The sequence below is a fragment of the Microcoleus sp. Pol7_B2 genome (assembly GCF_036701035.1).
In the GTDB taxonomy this organism is placed as follows: Bacteria; Cyanobacteriota; Cyanobacteriia; order Cyanobacteriales; family Microcoleaceae; genus Microcoleus.
Window position 1 is genome coordinate 38,402 of the sequence record NZ_JAUBQB010000024.1, and the last position, 24,681, is coordinate 63,082.

Here is a 24,681-nt window from a genome sequence, read left to right on the forward strand (position 1 = left end):
TTTAATAATCCAGCGGAACGGTCTACAGTCTACAGTCGCACGAGGCATTAAGTCAAGGTTCGCGTTTAGTTGGCTATGCTTATAACGCTCTTAAAGAAGCTTTTTACAGCGAACAGAGTGCATCTATTCTATTGGTAGATTACGAGCTATTAAATAAAACCGGCTAAAACGATGTCGCTAATTTATCAATTTCTGGGCGAAGAGCATTTTGAGCATGATTTCGAGAATATTCAATATCAAGAGCCAGAATTTGATAATAAGCTCAAAACAAAAGGGTTACATCAAGTGCGTGCCTAAGTCGAGTTTAAACCGAGAAAAACGATTTTACCCCCCGACTTGTTTGAGCGATTTGATAGCTTATCTTTTTGGACAGAGGCAACAAATAGTTGTGCCAGCGCTATTGTAGCGAAGCCACTGTCAGGCAGGGAATTCATTCCCTGGCGGACTTGGCGGGTTCACAGCTTAAGTTGACACCAATTGGCACGGTGCCGTGTCCTGACTGTGGGTAATATCAATTCCAATGCCACTGGATTTGATATTAGGCTTTGAGGCGGGGGTTTCAACCCCTGCCGGACTTAAATGTAAACGATAGATATAAAGGATTGCAGCAATTATGAATTTATCAACCCCGAACAAGCAAATTATTTTCGTTGACCCCTCTGTACAGAATTATCAAAACTTGATCGAGGGCGCAGATGCTAACGCCAAAATAGTCATTTTAGATGACAAGCGTAGTGGCCTTGAACAAATTACAAAAGCATTGGCTAGTGAAAGTGGCATTGAAGCTGTTCATGTAGTTTCTCACGGCAACCAAGGCAGTTTAAAACTCGGTGCCGAGGTACTTAATGAGAAGGATCTAGGAAATTTCAGTCAAAAGCTAAAACAGTGGGGACAAGCCCTCACCCAAAACGCCGATATTCTATTGTATGGATGCTCCATCGCCAAAGGAGAAGCCGGACTAAAATTTGTCAAACACTTCAGCGAACTAACAGGAGCCAACATCGCCGCCTCAGCCCACCCCACTGGCAGTGCCCAATTAGGCGGAGACTGGAACCTAGAAGTACAAATCGGGGATATTTCCACCCCAATAGCATTTAACGCCAACACCCTCAAAACTTACAGCGGCGTGCTAGGCTTCGCCACCAAAGTTGACTTCACTACAGGGAGTAACCCCAAATCAGTCAGCATCGGCGACTTCAACGGCGACGGCAAACCAGACTTAGCTGTGGCGAACTATGTCAACAATACCACCTCGATCCTGCTGAACACCACCACTACAGGAGCCACCACCCCCACCTTCGCCACCAAAGTTGACTTCACTACAGGGAGTAGCCCCAAATCAGTCAGCATCGGCGACATCAACGGCGACGGCAAACCTGACTTAGCTGTGGCGAACAGCGGCGGTACCTCCATCCTGCTGAACACCACCGCTACCGGAGCCACCACCCCCACCTTCGCCACCAAAGTTGACTTCACTACTGGGGGTTCCCCCTACTCCGTCAGCATCGGCGACTTCAACGGTGACGGCAAACCAGACTTAGCTGTGGCGAGCAGTAACAGCTACACCACCGCCATCCTGCTGAACACCACCCCCACAGGAGCCACCACCCCCACCTTCGCCACCAGAGTTGACTTCACCACTGGGAGTGGCTCCAGATCAGTCAGCATCGGCGACTTCAACGGCGACGGCAAACCAGACTTAGCTGTGGCGAACTATTTCAGCAATACCACCTCGATCCTGCTGAACACCACTACTACAGGAGCCACCACCCCCACCTTCGCCACCAAAGTTGACTTCACTACTGGGAATGCCCCCAATTCAGTCAGCATCGGCGACTTCAACGGTGACGGCAAACCAGACTTAGCTGTGGCAAACAGCTACAGCACCTCCATCCTGCTGAACACCACCCCCACAGGAGCCACCACCCCCACCTTCGCCACCAAAGTTGACTTCACTACTGGGGGTGGCCCCAACTCAGTCAGCATCGGCGACTTCAACGGCGACGGCAAACCAGACTTAGCTGTGGCGAACAGTGGCAGCAATACCACCTCGATCCTGCTTTCCACTACCCCCAAAGTTACTGCTGTCACCGCCACCACCCCTGACGGCAGCTACGGTGTAGGTTCTACCATCGCCATCACCGTCACCTTCGATGCCGCTGTCAACGTCACCGGCACCCCCCAACTGCAACTCGAAACCGGCACAACTGACCAATTTGCCAACTACGTTTCTGGTAGCGGCGGTACTGTACTCACCTTCAACTATGTAGTGCAAGCCGGAGACACTTCCCTCGACTTAGAATACGCCACCACCGCCCTCACCCTCAACGGCGGCACCATTCAAGATAGTTTGACTGCGAATGCTGATTTAACCCTCCCCGCCCTAGCCACAGCCAACTCCCTCGGCGGTAGCAAAGCCATAGTTATCGATGCTCTCAACGACCAACCGGGTTTCACCGCCACCAGCCCAGCGGCAGTCAACGAAGATGCTGGGGAACAAACATTAACAAGTTGGGCTACCTTCAACCCCGGCCCTGCCGATGAAGCCGCCCAAACGGCCACCTACACCGTCAGCAACATCGGCAACGGCGCTTTATTCTCCGGCGCGCCCACTATAAACAACGCCAATGGCAACCTCACTTACACACCCGCCCCCAAGGCCTTCGGCACCTCCACCTTTGACGTGCGAGTCCAAGACAACGGTGGCATTGTTAACGGCGGCGTCGATACCTCGACTACCCAAACCTTCACCATTACCGTTAATGGCATTAACGACCAACCCAGCTTCAGCAATTCCGGCAACCAAACCCTAGCCACCTCGACAAATACCCTCCAAACCGTTCCTAGCTGGGCTAGTGCCTTCAACTTCGGCCCCAACGAAGCGGGCCAAGCCGTCAACGACTTTCTCGTTAACATCACAAACGGCAACAGCTTATTCACCGCCCTCCCCGATGTCGCCAACGACGGCACCCTCACCTACACCCCCAACGGCAACCCCGGCACCGCCACCATACAAGTCCAACTCCAAGACAACGGCGGCACTGCCAACGGCGGCGTAGACACTTCCACAGCATCCAGCTTTACCATCACCATCCCCCCCCCTGTCGTCAACCTCTCAGTTACTCCCACCACCGGCACCGAAGCCGGAACAACCAGCATCACCGTCACAGCCACCGCCGCCGCACCTGTAGCCGGCAACCAAACCGTTGACCTCGCCTTAACAGGAGTTGCCACCGCCGCCGACTTCACCGGCACCATTCCCACCCAAATAACCATCGCCGATGGGGCAAGCAGCGGACAAGTCACCTTCACCATTACCGACGACCAAATCACCGAAATTGACGAAACTGCCAACCTAACTATTAGCAACCCATCGGCAGGCATTCAATTAGGAACTACCACCACAGGTAGTTTCACCATCACCGACAATGACACCGCTGGATTTGATCTCCTCCCGATTAGCGGCAATACCAGCGAATTCGGTGGTATTGCCACGTTTGACATCCGCCTGAAAAGCCAACCCACAGCCGATGTCATCCTTGGCTTAACCAGCAACAACACAGCAGAAGGCACGGTTTTACCTGCTAACCTCACCTTTAATTCCACCAATTGGAACGCTTACCAAACTGCCACCATCACCGGAGTAGACGATGCGGTGGCTGACGGTGATATTGCCTACCAAATTATCACCGCCCCCGACACCACCACTGCCGACACCAACTATAACAATCTCAACCCAGCAGATGTCACTGTCACCAACACAGACAACGATATCCCTGGCGTTACCCTCACTCAATCTGCTGGCAGTACCGAAGTAACAGAAGGGGGAATTACAGATACTTATACCCTACAATTGAACACCCTCCCCACCAGCAATGTTAACGTTACTGTGACGGCGGATACTCAAGCACAGGTTAGCCTAGATGGAACGAATTTTGCCGCCGCGCAAACTCTCACCTTCACAAATGTTAATGGCCAAACTCCTCAAACTGTCACCGTTCGTGCTGTTGATGACACGCTACCAGAAAACAACCATACCGGTGCACTAACCCACGCTATTACCAACAGTACCGATCCCAATTATCCAACAACATTGGCGATCGGCCCTGTGAATCCACAGATTACCGATAACGATATTACTTACAGCATCGTCGGCAGTACCGCCACAGTGACTGAGGGAGATAGCGGTACTCAAGTGGTAAGTTTCACCATTACCCGCACCGGAGAAACCAACCAAAGTAGCAGCATTGATTTTAGTTTTGGGGGAACAGCAACCAATGCCGTAGATTACAATAACGCCAATGTTACCGGAACCGGAGTCACTGCTACTGGTAGTACAGTTACTTTTGCTGCCAATGCTACCATAGCAACAATCGCGGTGGCCGTTGCGGGCGATCGAATTACCGAACCTAACGAAACTCTAGCACTCACTCTGAGCAACGCCACAGCCCCAGGAACTGCTAACATTATTGGTTCTCCAGTTACAACTACCATTCAAGACGATGATACTGCGGGAATTTCTATCACTCCCACCAGCGGATTAACAACGACAGAAGCAGGGGGGACGGCTACTTTTACAGTAGTTCTAGATAGCCAGCCTACAGCCGATGTGACTATTGGGATGACTTCCGATAAAACGGCTGAAGGGACTGTAGATAAACCGAGTTTAACTTTTACATCGGCTAACTGGAATACTCCCCAAACCGTCACAGTTACGGGAGTAGATGACTTTGTAGTAGATGGGAACGCTGCTTACAACATTATCACCGCTGCGGCTACCAGTACCGATACTAATTACAGTGGTGTTAATGCTTCAGATGTCGCAGTTACTAATACTGATAATGACACCAAAGGCATTACGATCACTCCCATCACTGGATTAACAACGACAGAAGCCGGGAGTACGGCTACTTTTACGGTAGTTCTAAATAGCCAGCCTACAGCAGATGTGACTATTGGGACCACATCTGATAAAACGGCTGAAGGTACTGTAGATAAACCGAGTGTAACTTTCACTCCCGCTAACTGGAATACTCCCCAAACCGTCACAGTTACTGGAGTAGATGACAGTGTAGTAGATGGGAACGCTGCTTACAACATTGTCACTGCACCCGCTACCAGTACCGATACTAATTACAGCGGTGTTAATGCCAACGATGTCGCAGTTACTAATACTGACAACGACACCAAAGGTATTATCGTCACTCCCACCAGTGGTTTAACAACGACTGAAGCGGGGGGAACTGCTACTTTTACGGTAGTTCTAAATAGCCAGCCTACAGCAAATGTCACTATTGGGACGACATCGGATAACACGGCTGAAGGGACTGTAAATAAACCGAGTTTAACTTTCACTCCGGCTAACTGGAATACTCCCCAAACCGTCACTGTCACCGGAGTAGATGACTTTGTAGTAGATGGGAACGCTGCCTACAACATTGTCACCGCACCCGCTACCAGTACCGATACTATTTACAGCGGTGTTAATGCCAACGATGTCGCAGTTACTAATACTGACGACAACGACACCAAAGGCATTACTGTCACTCACTCTCGATTAACAACGACAGAAGCGGGGGGAACTGCTACTTTTTGGGTACTTCTAGATAGCCAGCCTACAGCAGATGTGTTGATCGGGACGACATCGGATAACACGGCTGAAGGTACTGTAAATAAACCGAGTTTAACTTTCACTCCGGCTAACTGGAATACTCCCCAAGCCGTCACTATCACCGGAGTAGATGACTTTGTAGTAGATGGGAATGTGGCATACAACATTGTCACCGCACCCGCTACCAGTACCGATACTATTTACAGCGGTGTTAATGCCAACGATGTCGCAGTTACTAATACTGACGACAACGACACCAAAGGCATTACTGTCACTCACTCTCGATTAACAACGACAGAAGCGGGGGGAACTGCTACTTTTTGGGTACTTCTAGATAGCCAGCCTACAGCAGATGTGTTGATCGGGACGACATCGGATAACACGGCTGAAGGTACTGTAAATAAACCGAGTTTAACTTTCACTCCGGCTAACTGGAATACTCCCCAAGCCGTCACTATCACCGGAGTAGATGACTTTGTAGTAGATGGGAATGTGGCATACAACATTGTCACCGCACCCGCTACCAGTACCGATACTATTTACAGCGGTGTTAATGCCAACGATGTCGTAGTTACTAATACTGACAATGAGACTGATATCAGCGCTCTTGATTTAGGCTTCAACAAGCTCCAAGAGTCCCTGACCAACAATCTGGCGGCTCAAATCCCGGTGGTGGGTAATAAACTCAACGCCATTGCCCCTGATTTTCTAAACAGTATTAAGAACAGGCTAATCACCGATCTGAAAGCCACGCCAAGCTTGGATAAGATGAAGTTTCAAGATACTATCAAGACTTCTCTTGTCAAAGAGTTCCCCAACCTGACAATTACAGGCTCAGTTTACGAAGAAGCTAAAGTTCTGGTTAACCTGAGCAAAGAGTACACCAAAACGCTGACACTCGATGCCAATTTGGGGCTGCCGGGGCTGGGATTAAATACTCAGGGCAATGCCAACGCCACATTCAAGTACGGATTGGACTTGGGATTGGTTCTGAATCAGGATGGCATCTTCTTTGATACAACCAATACAAAGCTTGCCCTCGGTGCTGAAGTAGGCTTAGCCAATAATTTTACGGGCAAAGCCAATCTGGGTTTCTTGCAACTCGATCTGGCGAACAACGTTGTTAACCCTACTAAGATTACTGGTGATTTTAAGGCATCTCTGAAAGATTTAACCACTGCTCAAGGAGGGATCAATGACGGGAAACTGACCCGCAATGAACTGAGTAAGGGCAAACTCTCCGACTTGATTGGTACGAGTTTAGACACTAAAGCCAACCTCGGCCTGAGTGCAAAAACCAGCATTAATGGTAGTGCGGCGATTCCGTCGTTCAACTTCGACCTAAATGCTAGTTTTTCGCCGCTGTCGTATAAGAACGGGACAGGGAGCGGGCCGCAAAAACCCAGTGTTGAGTTTAAGAATATGCAGCTCGACTTGGGGAGCTTTATCACGGGTTTTGCTAAACCTGTCATCACTAAAGTCAATGATGTTGTTAAGCCTGCTCGTCCTATCATCAATGCACTCAACAGCGATATTAAACCGCTGTCTGAATTCGAGGTTGTCAGGAAATTTTTCGACCAAAACGGCGATGGCAAGGTGACGCTGATCGAGGCCGGTGCCACTATCGCAGGCAAAAAGATCGATACTCAATTCCTAGATGGCCTTAAGTATATCGGCCAGGCTAGTGATTTGCTCAACGATATTTCCTCTCAAGAGGGAAACATTGCTATAGATTTAGGTGACTACGCGATAGATTTTGATGCCACCAATCCCACGGCTGATACCAAAACTGCTAAGACAACTAAAACCAAAACAGCGGCATCTCCTACTGACCAAGCTAAATCGAAGTCCAAGGGCAAGACTCAAGAGTTACTGACGCTCTTTCAAAAGATGCCTGGGCTGAGTTTTCCTATCTTGAGCGATCCTCAAGCTGCCATCAATTTACTGATGGGTAAACCGGATGTCACCCTGTTCGCCTATAAAGTGCCGAAGCTAGACTTTAAGTTCACAATTGAGAAAGAGTTTCCCATCTACTCAATTCCTGTTGTAAATGTAGGTGTAAACGGCATATTAAAAGGTGATTTTGAAGCTAAAGCTAACTTTGGGTTCGGCTTTGATACTTCTGGACTTTCTCAATGGAAACAATCTGGCTTTAAGGCCTCAGATGCCTCTAAAGTTCTCGATGGCTTCTACGTGAGCGATCGCAAAGAAGCGGATGGTACGGGGCCGGACGTTAATGAACTCAAGCTCACAGCTAGTATTAAGGCTGGGGGCGGGGTTAATGCTGGAGTTGCAAAAGCTTATCTTACGGGCGGAATTGAGGCGAATGCTAAGTTTGACTTGCTCGATGTCGGTGAAGACTACAGCAAGGGCACTAGCGGCGATGGCAAAATTCGTGCCTCAGAAATTACTTCCCGTATTAGCAAACCGCTGAGCCTGTTTGAAATCAATGGTGATGTTAAAGCCACCCTAGATTTTAAGGCTGAGTATTGGAAATTTGGCTGGAAGCCAGCTTACGAGAAGCGCCTGGGTGAGATGGAACTGGCTAACTTCCGGTTGGGACATGGTTCGACGCGCAAGAGTCGTGCCATTGACGGTTACATCAGTGGCGGAAAAGTCTTCTTCGATGGCAACTTCAATGGCGTGCAAGATGATACTGAGTCCTTCGCCTTTACCAACCCTGATGGCAGCTTCGACCTCACAGTAGAACTAGAAAAGTTTGACAACAATCAAGATGGCAAGCTCGACTATACCGAAGGCAAAATTGTCATGGCCGACGGTATAGATATCTCTACCTATTTGCCCCTAGAGACACAGTTGTCTTCTACTCCAGAGTCAGAGGTGGTGACACCTTTAACTACCATCATTGCTGAGTTAGCCCAGCAAGGCATTGACCCTGAAACTGCTGAAACTCAAGTGAAATTGGCGCTGGGGCTGCCGGCTGATGTTGATTTGGGCAGCTACGACCCCCTGGAAGCGATCGCCAATGGCGACGCGAAGGGTGTGGCGGTGTTTGCCTCGATGATCGTGGTGCAAAACACGATCGTCCAGACGGCGAAACTTATTGAAGGGGCTTCGGAAATACCGCTCACTCAACTCGGAAATAGGGCAGCCGCCGCGATGGCCGATACGCTTAAAGCCGGTACTCCAGTTGACTTGAGCAAACCAGAGACAATTGGGGCAATTGTACAGGGTGCGATCGCTGCGGCTGCCACGCAAGACAGCAATCTCAACACACAGCAGTTAGCCAGGGTCGCCTCGGCTGCTGCACAAGTAATGGCCCTGGGCAATCAACTCATTCAGGAACTCGTCGCTAGCGGTCGCCCCTTAAGTGAGATCGCCACGGAAATTACCAAATTGCAGCCAGTATCAGTTGGTCAAATCGCAGTCGGACTGGCGGAATTGGCAGCGGGAACCAAGACTATCGAGCAGTTCCTCGCCGACAACACCAAAGAAAAGATCCTGGAGAAGATGGGACAAGTGAGTGTGAATGACCCCACCGTTCGCCCCACCTTCGAGACGATTGACCCCAAAGACCTGCTCGTTCCTTTGGAACCTACCTCTGGCGAACTCGGCACCGGAATCGCCACCGAAACCCCAACAGCGATCGATCCGGCCCCATCAGGAACCCCGACACCATCAGGAACCCCGACACCATCGGAAACACCGACACCATCGGAAACACCAACTCCCACGCCAATAACTAATAACCTCTCAGACGATGAGTGCATCTGCGACCAAATTACCTATCCCAACTTAAACCGACCCAACTCAGTTGAAAACACCATACTCGGCGCATCCGGCCTTCAAATAGGCACTGCCCAAAACGATGAATTACTAGGTAGCAATGCTGCCAATATATTCGAGGGCAAATCCGGGGATGACAACTTATACGGTGGTGCCGATAATGACATTATTAATGGCAACCAAGGCAATGACTTCATCGCCGGAGGCAAAGATGAAGATACTCTCTACGGAGATGAAGGAAGCGACATCATCCTTGGCGAGTCTGGTAACGATTTAATCTTTGGAGGCAAAGGCAATGACTTCTTACATGGTCGCGAAGGTAAGGACATCCTTTATGGCAACAAAGATGATGACTTCATCGATGGTGGCAAGGATAATGACACCTTATATGGAGGCAAAGGTAACGACATCCTGCTTGGCAGTCAAGGTGATGACAATCTGTTTGGACAGTTAGGTTCAGATACCATCTGCGGCGGTGAAGGTAATGACTTAATCAACGGTGATGAAGGAGCAGATATCCTGGGAGGGTGTGCAGGAAATGATACTCTGTTCGGAGGCGCAGATAACGATACTCTCACTGGTGGGAAAGGCAACGATCTCCTTGACGGAGGCATGGGCAATGATAGTTTGGTCGGCGGTAGCGGCAACGATATCTTTGCCTTAAAAGCCGGTCAAGGATTTGATATAATCGCTGATTTTACCGTCGGTCAAGATTTGATTGGATTAGGTGGTGGTTTGAGTTTTGGACAGTTAGAAATAACTCAAAACACTCAGGGAACTATCATCAAAAACCTCTTGACAGGGGAGCAGTTAGGTGTGATGGTTGGAGTGAGTGCCAATGCGATTACATCCGCTAATTTCCGGTTGATTTAGGAAATCAAGAAAAGTACGATCGCCCATTCGATCCAAAAGGGCGATCGCACTTCTACTAATTTTAAAAGAACGAGCAAAAATTTAATGATTATTCATACTTTCTGCCGCGCCACTGAGTAGGCTGATTCAACGCAGAAATTAAAATTCGCAAAAACGCCAACGGATCGGCCAAAGGTGACAGCCAAAACAGCCATTTACCCGATGCCCCAGTTGTATCGTAGGAAGGTGCGATCGCCAAACACAAAGCCGATCGCACTGCAACCAAAAATACATTCAATCCCAACAGCCAAAAGTGCGGAAATACACCAACAGGCGGCAGCGAACCAAACAGCAAATAGCACAACACAATCGGCACCGGCAAACCTTGAACCGCCAGCAACAGCCACAAATCGCCCCAGATTTGACCGCTTGAAGCAGCATCTTTCAAATCGAGCGATCGACCCCATTCATTCCAAGTCTCGATCGCACCCTCATACATCCGCACCTTCAACACTTTAGCCCCGTCCAAAAAGCCCACCTTAAAGCCCTTAGCAGCCGCATAGCGAGCCAAAGTCACATCATCGCAAAAAGAACTCCTCGCGACCTCATAGCCCCCCAATGCCACCAAAACCTCGCGCTTACACAAGAAACACTGACCGTTCGCCATCACCCGTTCCGGCACATCCCCGCCAGTCCCCGTCGGCCCGAACCGATAAACCAAAGTCATTAACAAAGCAGGTTGCAGCCACAACTCCCCCGGATACTTGAGGATAAACTGCGGCGAGAGCGAAATCAAATCGTAATTTCCAGCTTTGGCCGTTTTGAGTAAACTCGCCACCAAACCCGGATGCGGCACAGTATCGGCATCTATCCCCAAAATCCACTCGCACTTCTCGGAACTTGCCAAAAAACCTGCATTCAGCGCCCAGGGACGCCCTACCCAACCCGCCGGCAGCGGATCGTCGTTAATCAAGCGAAACCGGGGGTCTTTTTGTGCTGCTGCTTTGACTAAATCTCCGGTTCCGTCTACCGAATAGCTGTCAACCACAATTACTTCTCGGAGTTCGTAACTTTGGCGGCTTAATCCTTCCAAACAAGGCGAAATTCGATCGGCTTCGTTCAAAGTCGGCACTACCGCAGTACAAACACCCAACAAATCCATCGTCGGCGAATCCGGTTCCAGGGGCGGGATGCGCGATGGGCCTTTAATTAACCGCGACATCAGAAGGGCTGCGGCGGGCAATTGCAGCAGCAGGAGTGCGACAGGAATGATAGTTGTCAGCAGTTGGGGGAACAGGTTCGGGGCGATCGGGGAAACCATAGTATTAAAGAATTGAAGAATTGGGAATGACTTACTGGATATAGGTCAATACGGTTGGGTTAAAACTATTTATTCCTCGGAGATCCCCATCGCATCCCTCTTAAGAAGGGCGACGCAAGAGTAATTTCTTGTCCCCCCTTTTTTTAGGGGGGTTAGAGGGGATCGAGCTTAACTGAACCGTATTGGGATATGGAATGGAAGCTTATTTACAGTTAATTTTTTTTGTAAGTGGTATCAATTTAAAAATTGAATAAAATTTTGACCTCAAACATATTACAGGAATTGGGAATGAAAAAATCGTCACTGAAAAACCCGGTTTTTTGTAGAAACCGGGTTTTTAAACTAGCTCAAAATTTAGTGTAAATTTTTGCTAAATCAGCCGCAGTTGCTTGCTAGCAACTCACTTACGCAAAACGCCAACGGGCTGAGGTGGAATTTCAGCCGCGATCACAGATGTCTCCAAAGACGGCATTGTTTCGGTTACGTCACCTGCTGCAGGTTTAGCGATCCAGCTTAACGCGATCGCCGGAACTACGCCCAGAAGCACCGCTAGCGATGTCGGGAACCAGAACCGAGAATCCAACGAAGTTACAGTGATAATTGCTCCGAAAGCAAAGTTTACCAAATAAACAATTAAGGGCAAACCCAATTCCGATCGCTCTAATTTAATCGGTGTTTTTCTCCACAAGAAAGCTGCTACAGACATAAATAGCGCCCCCGTACCCATCCAGCCAGCCAAATTGCGGTAAGGCATCCCAAAGAAAGCCCCAATTTCCTCAAACTCCCAAAAAGGCACAGAAGTTTGACTCATCGCCGGATCTAGTACAAAATCCCAAGCTGTTAGCAGCAAAGCACCAAGGGCGATCGCCCCTATTTGGCGCACCCAGTTGAGTTCACCTTTACCGCCAGCTAATCCAGCGCGAGCAATTACATAGGAAACCAGTCCCAGATAAAACCACGAGAGGGGAATTGTAAACGGAACCAGCCCTGCAATTTTGTAACCCAAACCGCTCAAATAGTGGTAGTGGCCGAAGGGAAAACCCGTACTCGTTCCCAACAACTCGCTACTCAAGGACAAAAACACAGAAGGCAGTAAAAAAGCCAGAGTTGCACCCCAACCCAACGTCCGCAAGGCATACAGAGCAACTGCTGCTGCACCAAAGATGATATAAACTACTCCACCCCCAGCCATCCCCCACTGGAATAGCGTTTGCCCTGCTGGTGGCAAACTCATCACCAATTCGGGACGGGGTAAAATCAGCAGCAACCCTGCCAATCCAAAAGCCATTGACAAGACGTGGGCAATCAGGCAAAAGCGCTCAGCAATCAAAAGTTGCTTCATGGGACTCCTCGAAAAAATATTAGATGCAGAAAGCACTCTTAACAGTTTACAAACTTTAACAAAAAACCAACTGCATTTTAGTCAGTTGTCAGTTGTCTGTTGACTGCAAGCCCGATGCCCCATTCCCGATGCCCCATTCCCGATGCCCCATTCCCGATGCCCCATTCCCGATGCCCATTCCCGATCGAAAATTACTGCCAATTGCCCACTAGCACGAAAGGTGCCCAGAAATACGGATTCTGATACTGTTGGTTTTTCAGCAGAGTTAATTGAGCGTTGCGGAGGGCTTCAGCTTTGCTGGTTTTAGAAGAAGCCAGTTGCTTGTAAAACTCAGTCATAAAGATAGCTGTAGATTCGTCATTGACTTGCCAAAGGGTGGCGGCGGTGCTGCGCGCACCCGATCGAATTGCGGCCCCCGCCAAACCCAAAGCCGCGCGGTTATCGCCCGAAGCAGTTTCGCAAGCACTTAAAACCAAAAGTTCGATCGGCTGTTGTTTCTCACCAGTGCGGGCTCGCAGCAGTCGATCGAACTCCTTAACATTCACTTTCTGATCCCAAGTCACAATAAAAGTATCCGCTGCATTCGAGCTAAACTGACCGTGAGTTGCCAAATGGACGATCGGGTAAGACAAAGCTTTAATTCGATCGTGCAACCGCCCGCTGACAAAATCTTCATTCAGCAGCGAACTCGCCGGCATCTCGGCTGCAATTTGTTGAATTTCCTCCTTCACCCCCGGCAAAGCCGAGAAGCCTTGACGCGCTTCGGAGAGGGCAGCGGTAAGCACTTTTAACTTGACTTTGTTCAGCGGTTTCGGTGCCAGCAGTTGCAATCCCGGCGCCAAAGCAATGCTGTATTTTTCTACCAAAAACTTTTCACCGTCGTGGAGCACCGCCATCGGCAGATTCCGCAAATAACCGTCGAGCACAAATACCAGAGTTTTAATCCCGCTGGCGGTCAAATCCGCCTCTGCAGGGCGGATTAACCAGTCGTAAACCTGTTCAACCGCTTGCCTCCTGTTGCGGGGGAAAGAAGCAGGCCTGATGGTATTTTTGGCTTGTCTGAAGGCAGTTTCCAACTCGGCTTGAGACTTCACAGTAGCGTAGCGGCGCAGAGGTTTGCCGGGAATTGACAAAATTACCTCCAAACGATCGCTCAAAATAATCGGATAAATCACCGCCGCTGTCGGATCGATTTCCTCGATCGACTTTGGTTTAGCATCAGCGCAAGCATCCCGAAAAAAGTTGTCCAATTCCGCCAACTGCAAAGATTCCACCGTTTGGCGCGCTAGTTTCAATTTAGCTTGACTGGGAGATTCCTCTTGCAAAAGCAGCCCGACTAATTCCCGATAAACCGGTTCGGCACTTTCCCGAAACGAAAATTGCACTTCGGGATTGACTGTCACCAAATCGCCCCGCAGAGAAGACAATATATTGACAGCTTGAGTATATTGAACGATCGCCCCTTCTGTATTTCCCTGAGCTTTCCGAATCCGTCCAAGTTGCCAAAACAATTGGTAAGCAATATCGGGAGATTGAAACGCCGGTGCTAAACTCAAAGCCTCAGTTGTGAGATTTTCCGCTTTCTGATACTGCTGTTGGATTTCCGATAGTTTGCCTTTCGCTGCCAGAATATAAGCTTTTATTCGTTTGTCGCCCAAACTGTTTGCTTTTTCGACAGAGCGATCGAGCATTGTGTCAATCTCGCTTAAACTCAAAGTTTTCGCAGGCGACTGAGCTAATTTCATCAAACTTTGAGCTAGATTAATTTGAGCGTAAAGTCCAGCGCGATTCGAGCCAAATTGAGCGACTTGAGGTTCGATGGAACGCCACAAAGCTTCTGCCTCAGACCAATCTTCGCGATCGACCAACAAACTCAATTGGTTTAACTTTGCCTGAATGTGTAGGAGCGCTCGATCCGGGATCGCCTGCGCCGATCGAGCATAATACTCTAGGGCAAAGCGTTCCCAATCACCCCGCTGTTCTGGTGTCAAACCCGGTTTATTGCTTTTAGCCCGTACCGTATTCCCTAGATTGAGATAAATTGCAGCCTCCTCTGGCCGGGCACCTAATTTTTGCGCCGCTTCCAGTCCAACCGACAGCACATCCTGCGATCGTTCCAGTTGTCCCAAAACCCGCAGCACCCGCCCTAAAGCATGAATTGCCCGGACTTGTTCGAGAGAAACCGACCCATTTTTCAAAGTTTCCAAACCCGCTGCCGAAACTTCGCAAGTTTGGTTTTCCAGCTTGAAAGAAGCTAACAGCATTTTGCAAGCTCTCGGGTAAAGTCCGAGAATTTCCCAAGCCCGACTTTGATTAATTTGAACTTGAAAAAATTGGGGTTTTCTATCAATTTGCTCGAAAATTTTAGCAGCTTGCGTCCAAATCTCGATCGCATCTTGAGGCTGCCCCCGTTCGAGTTGCAACTGTCCTTGAATGTTGAGAGTTTCAGCCAAAATCCGCTGCTGTTCGGGAGTTTTTGCCTGTGTTCGCACAACAGACAAACTCGAATTTACAGCTTTTTCTGCTTCTTCCCAAAGCGCCAACTGCCCGTAGGTTGCAGCTAAATTGCTCAAAGCTGTGGCGCGATCGAGATTTTCCCCTTTTGCCTCAAACTGCGCTGCCGCTTGCTGCAACAGCGGTACAGCGTCCGAAAAACGTTCCTCTTGGTAAAGAGTTCGAGCTTGACGGACAAGCTGCACCGCTGGTGGTGGATTAACCTGAGCAACTCCGGGAGGAATCGCAACTGCTAGCAGACAGGAAATCAAAAATAACAGAATTACTTGCCGGAGCGATCGGGAAAACTTCATATTTAAAAAATAAAATTACAGCTGCAGACACACACTAATTAACCCTAATCAATCTTATTCTTTATCTGCGTTAATCCGCGTTAATCCGCCTACATCTGCGGTTAAAAAACAACCAATTTCAACGCGGCACACAACCAGAATTCTGCCGAGGATTGCGAGAGTCAGCAGCATTACCAGGATTATATCCAACAAGAGTTACCTCCCCTTTCGCATTCACCACCCAACCTTGCGCCGGAACAACTTCCCGAACCCGGATTTCCCCCTCTTCGTTCTTCCCTCGATCGGTTACATCGGTTAAATCCTCTAAATTGCTCGTTGCCGAACTTCCTGCGTCTTCTACCCAAGGCAACGGCGATAGAGGGCTGCTGAGGGCATCATTAGGACTTGGAGGCACTCCTCCTTTCCCAGTAGCGTTAAACTCGCTCTCGGTCCCTCTAATGCAAGGATTTGCAGCAATTAACGCAGCCGGATTCACCACATTTTGCGGCAGTTCCACTAAACCTTGAGCAGGATTCACCCCAGAATCACTAAATGTTACAGTACCTTGCAAAGCCGGGCCGCTACTTTGGGAAATAGCCGCAATATCGCTGGTAGGAATTAGAGAAGTCGGACTTACTTGCAACGCTGCAAATTGAGCATCGGTTAATCCCAAATTACCTCGAACCTGTTCACGAGTGACTGAGGTAAACCCAAAAACATTGGGGACATTAATATTAACCCGACCACCTTGAGCCGATCGCGCATTAGCCGTAATATCGCTATTTTCATTGGGGAGAGTCACCAGAATATCGCTTTTAATATTGATATTGCCACCCTCAGAAATACTTGCATCCGTTGTAATTCTGCTGCCTCGGCGCAACTGGATATCCCGTGCTTCGAGGTTAATATTTGCTCCAGCGCCGGATTCAGTTCTCCCGTCAATGCTGCTTTGATTGTCAAGGGAAATTGCATCTGCTTTCACGTTAATATTACCAGCCCGTGCTGAACCCAAAGCTTGCAGATTGAGAGTTCCCCCATTGCGAAGAATCAATTGCCCAACATTCAGATTCAACGAACCTCCGTTAGCCGTAGCATTGGGATTTCTAACGCGAGAGGCAATCCCAACGGAAGTCTGAATTTGACTGTTAAATTCACCTTGACCTCCAGTACCAATAATTTCTACACGGCCCGCATTTATTGTGATGCTGCCGGCATCTCCTTTGCCTAAAGATGCAGTAGTCATAACTCCCCCACCCCGGAGAGTCAGTACAGGTGTAGAAATATTCATACTTCCTCCCCGATTAGCTGCGTTGGCATCAGCGGAGATAAAACTGGGGCCCCGACTGCCGTTTGCTAAAACTCCAGAAATACCCTCTATTGTTACTGACTCACTGGCCCTAAGTGTAAAATTACCTCCTTGCCCCCCAGTTGTATTCAACGGTTGGTTGCCCACAACTGATCCGCTAGATAAGCTAATTCCGCCTCCGTCAGAAATTCTCAACCGCTTCGTGTCGATATTAATGTCCCCAGCTTCCCCATTCACACCGCCTGCCGTTGAGCCGATTAAGGTTGCTACGGGACTTCGAGCGGGAGTCCGCAGCACTTCTACTGATTCGGAAGCTTTAATGTTAATATCCCCCGATGCTCCTCGATCGCGGGTGATGCTGATCAGAGCAGCACCATCACTCACGGTTAAACGTTCTCCCTCAAAGCTGATATTTCCTCCCGCACCCTTACTCCCGGCAAATGTGCCGCTGTTCATCACCGAACCTACCAGATCGAAGTCTCTGACACGGATGGTCATACTTCCTGCGTTCCCAGTAGCAAACGTGGCGCTAGTCAATGCAGTTCCATTGTCCATCAGCAATCGTCCCGTGTCGATCGTGATGTTTCCGGCATTTCCCATGCCCCTAGTGCCAGAGTTCAGAACAATTTGTGGGTCAAAAGGGGCGATCGATCCAGATAGCAAATACTTACCGACAAACACTGTATAGAGAGCCAATCCAATTCCGTTCATTTCTACTGAGTCGGTAGCACGGATATTGACAGCGCCCGCTGCACCACTTCCTGCTGTCAGCGTGGATATTTGCGCCCCACCTTGAACCCGAAACTGTTGAGCGTTAATATCGATGCCCCTGCCGTCAATATTTCCCAAAGTCAGTGCATAAATTCTTCCATTGTTGAGGTTGACATTTCCACCTCGAATATCGACTTTGCCACCACCGATTCCACTGGTATTGAGCAGTGAGCCGTTCGTTATTTGAATATTACCAAAGTTGGAAATCTTGTCATAGTTTAAACTTAATCCCAATGGCGTTATGCCCAATCCAACCATCCCCGGACTAGCAACGCTACCCAGCAAAATTTGTCCGGTAGATGCAGTGACACTTCCCTGATTTAATTCCATATCTCCGCCCACTAGGGCGAGAGTTTGTCCGGACCCAACTGCTAAGCCCATGTTATTGAAAATCGGCGGAATTCCTGGAGGTAATTGGGGTAAATTCAAGGCTGGTGCTGCTGAAGCATTAATGATTTTACCCGGATTTTCTCGAAAATTTAAACCGATAGGTATATTGACATTTAACAGGGGTACTGATTGAGGATTGCTGCTGCTGAATAGATAGCCATTATTGAAAACTACGCTATCAGCAGAACTTGCTAAAAATGAACCACGCAAATCTAACCTCGCATTGGGACCGAAAACAATTCCTTTGGGGTTAATTAAGAATAAGTTACCGTTTCCCAAAACTCCCAGAGTTCCTAAAATATTAGAAGGGTTGCCACCAGTAACGCGGGTAAAAATATTGGTAATCCCGTTAGGATTGACAAAATAGGCTCCCCGCCCTTCACGGATGTTAAATTCGCGTAAACTGTGAAAGAGGTTAACGCCGCGAGTTGCACCGCCTTCTATTTTGTCCGAGGGTAAATTATTAATCGTGTCGGGAACTGTACGCGAACTTTCTGCACCCAAGCTATTATCGGGGATGATTTGAGCGATCGCAGGGACAGGAAACAGCAGTAAGAATGCAAAAAATAGGGCGGAAGATTGGCGGGGCATCTTTTAAGCCTGGTTAATTTAATATTAGGAAAATAGCGAGGGGTTAGCTAAAAGCTGAACATTACCTATCGAGGTACGCAAACACCCGTCGATTTCGGACTGCGAAGAGATGCACCACCACCTGAATTATACGCTACCAGCGTCACTTGTCCTCGATCGTCCATTACCCAACCTTGAGCGGGAATAATTTCTCTTGGTCGAACTTCTATGGATGCTCTTTTGCCTTCTACTTGCTGACTTCCACCTATCGCTGGTTCCACCCAATTAAACTGGCTAGAATTGCTGCTGAGAACATCATTAGGACTCGGTGGCACTCCTCCTTTCCCAGTAGCGGTAAATGCGCTCCCGGCCCCTCGGATGCAGGGATTTGCTGCAATTAACGCAGCCGGATCGACCACATTTTGCGGCAGTTCCACTAAACCTTGAGCAGGATTCACCCCAGAAGAACTAAATGTTACAGTACCTTGCAAATCCGGGCCGCTACTTTGGGAAATAGCCGCAATATCGCTGGTAGGAATTAGAGAAGTCGGACTTACTTGCAACGCTGCAAATTCAGCATCTGTTAATCCCAAAGTCGCTCGCACCTGTTCGCGAGTCACTGAGGTAAACCCGAAAACATTGGGGACGTTAATATTAACGCGACCACCTTGAGCCGATCGCGCATTAGCCGTAATATCGCTATTTTCGTTGGGGAGGGCGACCAGGATATCGCTTTTAATGTTGATATTGCCACCCTCAGAAATACTTGCATCCGTTGTAATTCTGCTGCCTCGGCGCAACTGGATATCCCGTGCTTCGAGGTTAATATTTGCTCCAGCGCCGGATTCAGTTCTCCCGTCAATGCTGCTTTGATTGTCAAGGGAAATTGCATCTGCTTTCACGTTAATATTACCAGCCCGTGCTGAACCCAAAGCTTGCAGATTGAGAGTTCCCCCATTGCGAAGAATCAATTGCCCAACATTCAGATTCAACGAACCTCCGTTAGCCGTAGCATTGGGATTTCTAACGCGAGAGGCAATCCCAACGGAAGTTTGAATTTGACTGTTAAATTCACCTTGACCCCCATTACCAATAATTTCCACACGCCCCGCATCGATAGTAATGCTTCCGGCATCTCCTTTGCCTAAAGAAGCAGTAGAAATAAGTCCTCCATCCCGGAGAATGACTAAAGGTGTAGAAATGTTCATACTCCCTCCCCGAGCAGCAGAGTTGGTATCAGCGGAGATGAAACTAGGATTCCGACTGCCATTCGCCAAAACTCCAGAAATACCCTCTAGTCTGACTGACTCAGTAGCTTTAATTGTTAAATTACCTCCTGGCCCCCCAGTTGTATTCAACGGTTGGTTGCCCACAACCGATCCACTAGATAAACTAATTCCGCCCCCTTCAGAGATCCTCAACCGCTTCGTGTCGATATAAATGTCTCCGGCTTTCCCATTAATGCTGATTGCGGTTGCACCAATCAAGGTTGCTACGGGACTTCGAGGAGGAGTCCGCAGCACTTCTACTGATTCATTCGCTTTAATGTTGATATTCCCCGATGGTGCTTCACTGCGAGTGGTGCTGATGAGCGCACTGCCATCGCGTATGATAAAACGTTCTCCCTCAAAGCTGATATTTCCTCCCCTACCCGTACTCCCCGCGAGTGTGCCGGTGTTGATCCCTGAACCGACCAGATCGAAAACCCTGGCACGGAGGGTCATATTTCCGGCGTTGCCAGCACCTAATGTAGCGCTACCCGATACGGTTCCATTGTCGATCAGCAGTTGTCCGGTATCGATTAAGATGTTTCCCGCATCTCCCATGCCAGCAGTGCTAGTTTCCAGCAGAATCTGTGGGTCAAAAGGGTTGATTTTTCCAGAGATTGTATAATTTTTGACAAAGTTTTGAAAGCTCTCAAATCCAATCCCGATCAGTTCTACTGAATCGGTAGCGCGGATATTGATAGCGCCTCCCGCGCCACTTCCGGCTGTAAGCGTGGAGATTTGCGCCCCACCTTGGGCCCGAAACTGTTGAGCGTTAATATCGATGCCCCTGCCATCGATATTTCCCAAAGTCAGTGCATAAATTCGCCCATTATTGAGGCTGACATTTCCACCTCGAATATCAACTTTGCCGCCACCGATGCCACTGGTGTTGATCAGTGAGCCGTTGGTCATTTCAATATTACCAAAGTTGGAAATACTGTCATAGTTTAAACTTAATCCAAATGGCGTTGCCCCCAATCCAACCATCCCCGGACTAGCGACGCTACCGAGCAAAATTTGTCCGTTTGATGCAGTGACACTTCCGTGATTTAATTCCATATCTCCGCCCACTAGGGCGATTGTTTTTCCGGGCTCCACTGCTAAGCCTATGTTCTTGAAAATCTGCGGGATTGCGGGGGGTAATTGTGGTAAATTCAAGGCGGGCGCTGCTGAAGAGTTAATTATTTTACCCGGATTTTCTCGAAAATTTAAACCGATAGGTATATTGATATTTAACAGCGGTAATGATTGGGGATTGCTGCTGCTGAATTGATAGCCATTATTGAAAACTACGCTATCAGCAGAACTTGCTAAAAATGAACCACGCAAATCTAACCTCGCATTGGAACCGAAGACAATTCCTTTGGAATTAAGTAAAAATAAGTTGGCATTTCCTTCGACTCCCAACACACCTAAAATATTAGAAGGGTTGCCACCAGTAACGCGGGTAAAAATATTCGCAATTCCGTTAGGATTGGCAAAATATGCTCCTCTGCCTTCACCCACGTTAAATTGTTGTAAACTGTGAAATAAATTTACTCCGCGAGTTGCACCGCCTTCTATTCTGTCCGATGGTAAGTTCTTGATAGTATCGGGAACTGTCCGCGAACTTTCTGCACCCAAGCTGCTGTCTGGGATGATTTGGGCGATCGCAGGGAAAGGACACAGCAGTAAGAATGCAAAAAATAGGGCGGAAGATTGGCAGCGCATCTTGGAAGTCTGGTTAATTTGGTATTAGGAAAATAGCGAGGGATTAGCTAAAACCTGAAGAGTACCTATTGAGGTACGCAAACACCCGTCGATTTCGGACTGCGAATAGATGCAGCACCACCAGAATTATAGGCTACCAGCCTTACTTGTCCTCGATCGTCCATTACCCAACCTTGAGCGGGAATAATTTCTGTTGGGCGAACTTCTATGGATGGTAGGGGGCCTTCTACTTGCTGACTCCCACCTACCGCTGGTTCTACCCAAGGCAACGGCGATAGAGGGCTGCTGAGGGCATCATTAGGACTCGGTGGCACTCCTCCTTTCCCAGTAGCGGTAAACTCGCTTGCTTGCCCTCTGATGCAGGGATTTGCAGCAATTAACGCAGCCGGATTCACCACATTTTGCGGCAGTTCCACTAAACCTTGAGCAGGATTCACCCCAGAATCACTAAATGTTACAGTACCTTGCAAAGCCGGGCCGCTACTTTGGGAAATCGCGGCGATGTCGCTGGTAGGAATTAGAGAAGTCGGACTTACTTGCAACGCTGCAAATTCAGCATCTGTTAATCCTAAACTACTCCTGGCTTGTTCGCGGTTAAGGCTTGTAAAGCCAAATATATTTGGTACATTGACCGTAACTTGTCCGCCCCTAGCTGTGCGAGCATTAGCTGTAATATCACTATTTTCTCGCGGTAAAGCTACCAAAATATCGCTATTAATTCTGATATTACCACCCTCAGAAACACCTGCATCGGTGGTAATTCGGCTACCGCGCCGTAACTGAATATCTTGCGCTTGCAGGTTAATATTAGCACCGGAACCAGTGACCGTTGTGCCATCTATTATGCTTTTATTGTCCAGGGCAATGGAGTTCGCTACAACGTTAATATTGCCAGCCCTACCTGTTCCTAAAGACTGAACATTAACCACTGCACTATCCCGAATAATCAATTGATTAGCATTCAAATTCAACGAGCCTGCATTTCCGCTAGCATTGGAATTGACAGCATTAAAAGCCTTACCAGCCGAGGCTTCAATTCCACTCCTCAACCGACTGTTGCTCCCAATACCTTGCACTTGTAAGCGATCGGCATTAATTGTAATATCTCCTGCATCTGCTATACCCAAAGAAGCCGCAGAAATAACGCCGCCATTCTGCACAGTTAGTTTAGGTGTTGACAGGCGGATATCTCCACCTCTACCAGAACTTGCAGTTTGAGTAACAAAAGAACTTGCTACATAGCCCGCATTTTCCAAAAATCGTGACTCGCCGCTCACTTCTATAGACTCGGAGGCTCTCACAGTTAAATTTCCTCCCGTCCCCCCACTTGTAGAAAACACGGCTTCGCCAAAAATTGCACCCGTCGTTAAACTAATTGTGGCTCCATTAGAAACACTCAACCGCTTAGTGTCGATCGTAATATCCCCACCTTTTCCATTACCATCAAAAGTATTCGTGCCGAGCCGAGTTTGCCCTAGACCTACAGGAAGACTACCTGATAATTCCACAGATTCACTCGCTTTAATCGCGATATTTCCCGATGCTCCATCACTAAGGCTGAAGCTGGCAAACGCACCGCCCTCGCGCAGAATTAACCGTTGCGCTTCAACAGTGATGTTTCCGCCTTGGCCAGTGCTTTCGTTCGTTGTGCCGTTATAGAGCGTTGAACTGACGAGTTCGACGGTGTTGGCGCGGATACTCAAATTTCCGCCATTCCCAGCACCAAAGGTGGGGGCACCGCCCACTACCCCATTGCTCATCAACAGCCGTCCGGCTTCAATGTTAATATCTCCGGCTGCTCCACTGCCAATAGCGCTAGTGAACAGAACGATTTGCGAAATAAAGGGGTTGCCTGTTCCAGATGTCTGAAAATTTTCTGTAAGCTGCTGATAGCCCTCAATTCCCAACCCGATCATTTCTACTGAGTCAGTAGCGCGGATGTTGATATCGCTTCCTCTCCCCTCTCCCAGTGTGGAGGCGAAAATTTGCGACCCCCCCTCTAGTCGCAAGTTTTGGGAATTAATATTAATGCCTCTACCGTCAATATTTCCGAGTGTCAGTCCATAAATTCCTGAACCATTAAGATTAATATTTCCCCCTCGAATATCGACTTTCCCACCTCCTAATCCGCTGGTATTTATAAATGCACCGTTCATTTCAATATTGCCGAAGTTCTGAATATTGCGATAGTTTAAATTCAGACCTAAAGCTGTTGGTTCAAGTTGCACTAAACCTGGACTCTTGACGCTACCTAGAAGAATTTGTCCGGTATAAGCAGTTAGATTTCCTCCTTGGAGTTGAATGTCACCGCCAATTAATGCTAAAGTTTGACCGGGATCTACTGCTAAACCGAGTTTTTCAAACGCAGGAATTTCTATGGGGAGTGGCGGTAAGGCTGAGGTAGGAGCCTTTGTTTGGGAAGAGTTGACAATTGTACCGGGATTTTCTCTAAATCTTAAACCCACAGGAATATTAATCGCTAACAATGGCACTGCATTAGAATTAGCTGCACTAAATTCAAACCCATTATCAAAGAGAATTCCGCTACCAGTTGAACCGATAAATGAGCCGCGCAAATCTAACCGAGCGTTGGGACCAAAGACAATTCCTTTGGGATTAAGTAAAAATAAGTTGGCATTTCCTTGGACTCCCAAGACACCTAAAATATTAGAAGGATTGCCACCAGTAACCCGGGTGAAGATGTTGGCAATTCCGCTGGGATTGGCAAAATAGGCTCCCCGCCTTTCACGGATGTTAAATTCGCGTAAACTGTGAAAGAGGTTAACGCCGCGAGTTGCACCGCCTTCTATTCTGTCCGAGGGTAAGTTATTAATCGTGTCGGGAACTGTTCGCGAACTTTCCGCACCCAAGCTATTATCGGGGATAATTTGAGCGATCGCAGGGACAGGAAACAGCAGTAAGAATGCAAAAAATAGGGCGGAAGATTGGCGGGGCATCTTTTAAGCCTGGTTAATTTAATATTAGGAAAATAGCGAGGGGTTAGCTA

Annotated in this window: 7 protein-coding genes; 1 reads left to right on the forward strand and 6 read right to left on the reverse strand. The window is 48.5% G+C overall.

Features of this window, described 5'->3' with window-relative positions:
• Positions 1 to 613: 613 nt before the first annotated feature.
• Positions 614 to 10,231 (forward strand): DUF4347 domain-containing protein, encoded by a 9,618-nt coding sequence (locus tag QUA57_RS12045; RefSeq protein WP_333251115.1) that lies wholly within the window; start codon positions 614 to 616, stop codon positions 10,229 to 10,231.
• Positions 10,232 to 10,319: 88 nt separating this feature from the next.
• Here the strand turns inward: QUA57_RS12045 and cruG are convergent, their stop codons facing one another.
• From cruG to QUA57_RS12075, 6 genes are all read right to left on the reverse strand, one after another.
• Positions 10,320 to 11,531 carry a 2'-O-glycosyltransferase CruG gene (cruG, locus tag QUA57_RS12050; RefSeq protein WP_333061127.1) on the reverse strand — a complete coding sequence of 404 codons (1,212 nt, stop codon included), beginning with the start codon at positions 11,529 to 11,531 and terminating at the stop codon, positions 10,320 to 10,322.
• A 400-nt stretch (positions 11,532 to 11,931) separates the two neighbouring features.
• On the reverse strand, positions 11,932 to 12,873 hold the full coding sequence (cruF, locus tag QUA57_RS12055) for a gamma-carotene 1'-hydroxylase CruF (RefSeq protein WP_333061128.1): 942 nt from the start codon (positions 12,871 to 12,873) through the stop codon (positions 11,932 to 11,934).
• 191 nt (positions 12,874 to 13,064) lie between these two features.
• On the reverse strand, positions 13,065 to 15,680 hold the full coding sequence (locus QUA57_RS12060) for a CHAT domain-containing protein (RefSeq protein WP_333061130.1): 2,616 nt from the start codon (positions 15,678 to 15,680) through the stop codon (positions 13,065 to 13,067).
• 118 nt (positions 15,681 to 15,798) lie between these two features.
• Positions 15,799 to 18,717, reverse strand: a complete 2,919-nt coding sequence (locus tag QUA57_RS12065; RefSeq protein WP_333251118.1) for a two-partner secretion domain-containing protein — start codon at positions 18,715 to 18,717, stop codon at positions 15,799 to 15,801.
• A 65-nt stretch (positions 18,718 to 18,782) separates the two neighbouring features.
• Positions 18,783 to 21,674, reverse strand: coding sequence for a two-partner secretion domain-containing protein (locus QUA57_RS12070; RefSeq protein WP_333251121.1), 2,892 nt, complete (start codon positions 21,672 to 21,674; stop codon positions 18,783 to 18,785).
• Positions 21,675 to 21,739: 65 nt separating this feature from the next.
• Positions 21,740 to 24,631: an S-layer family protein gene (locus QUA57_RS12075; RefSeq protein ID WP_333061135.1), complete on the reverse strand. Its 2,892-nt coding sequence runs from the start codon at positions 24,629 to 24,631 to the stop codon at positions 21,740 to 21,742.
• Positions 24,632 to 24,681: the final 50 nt, after the last annotated feature.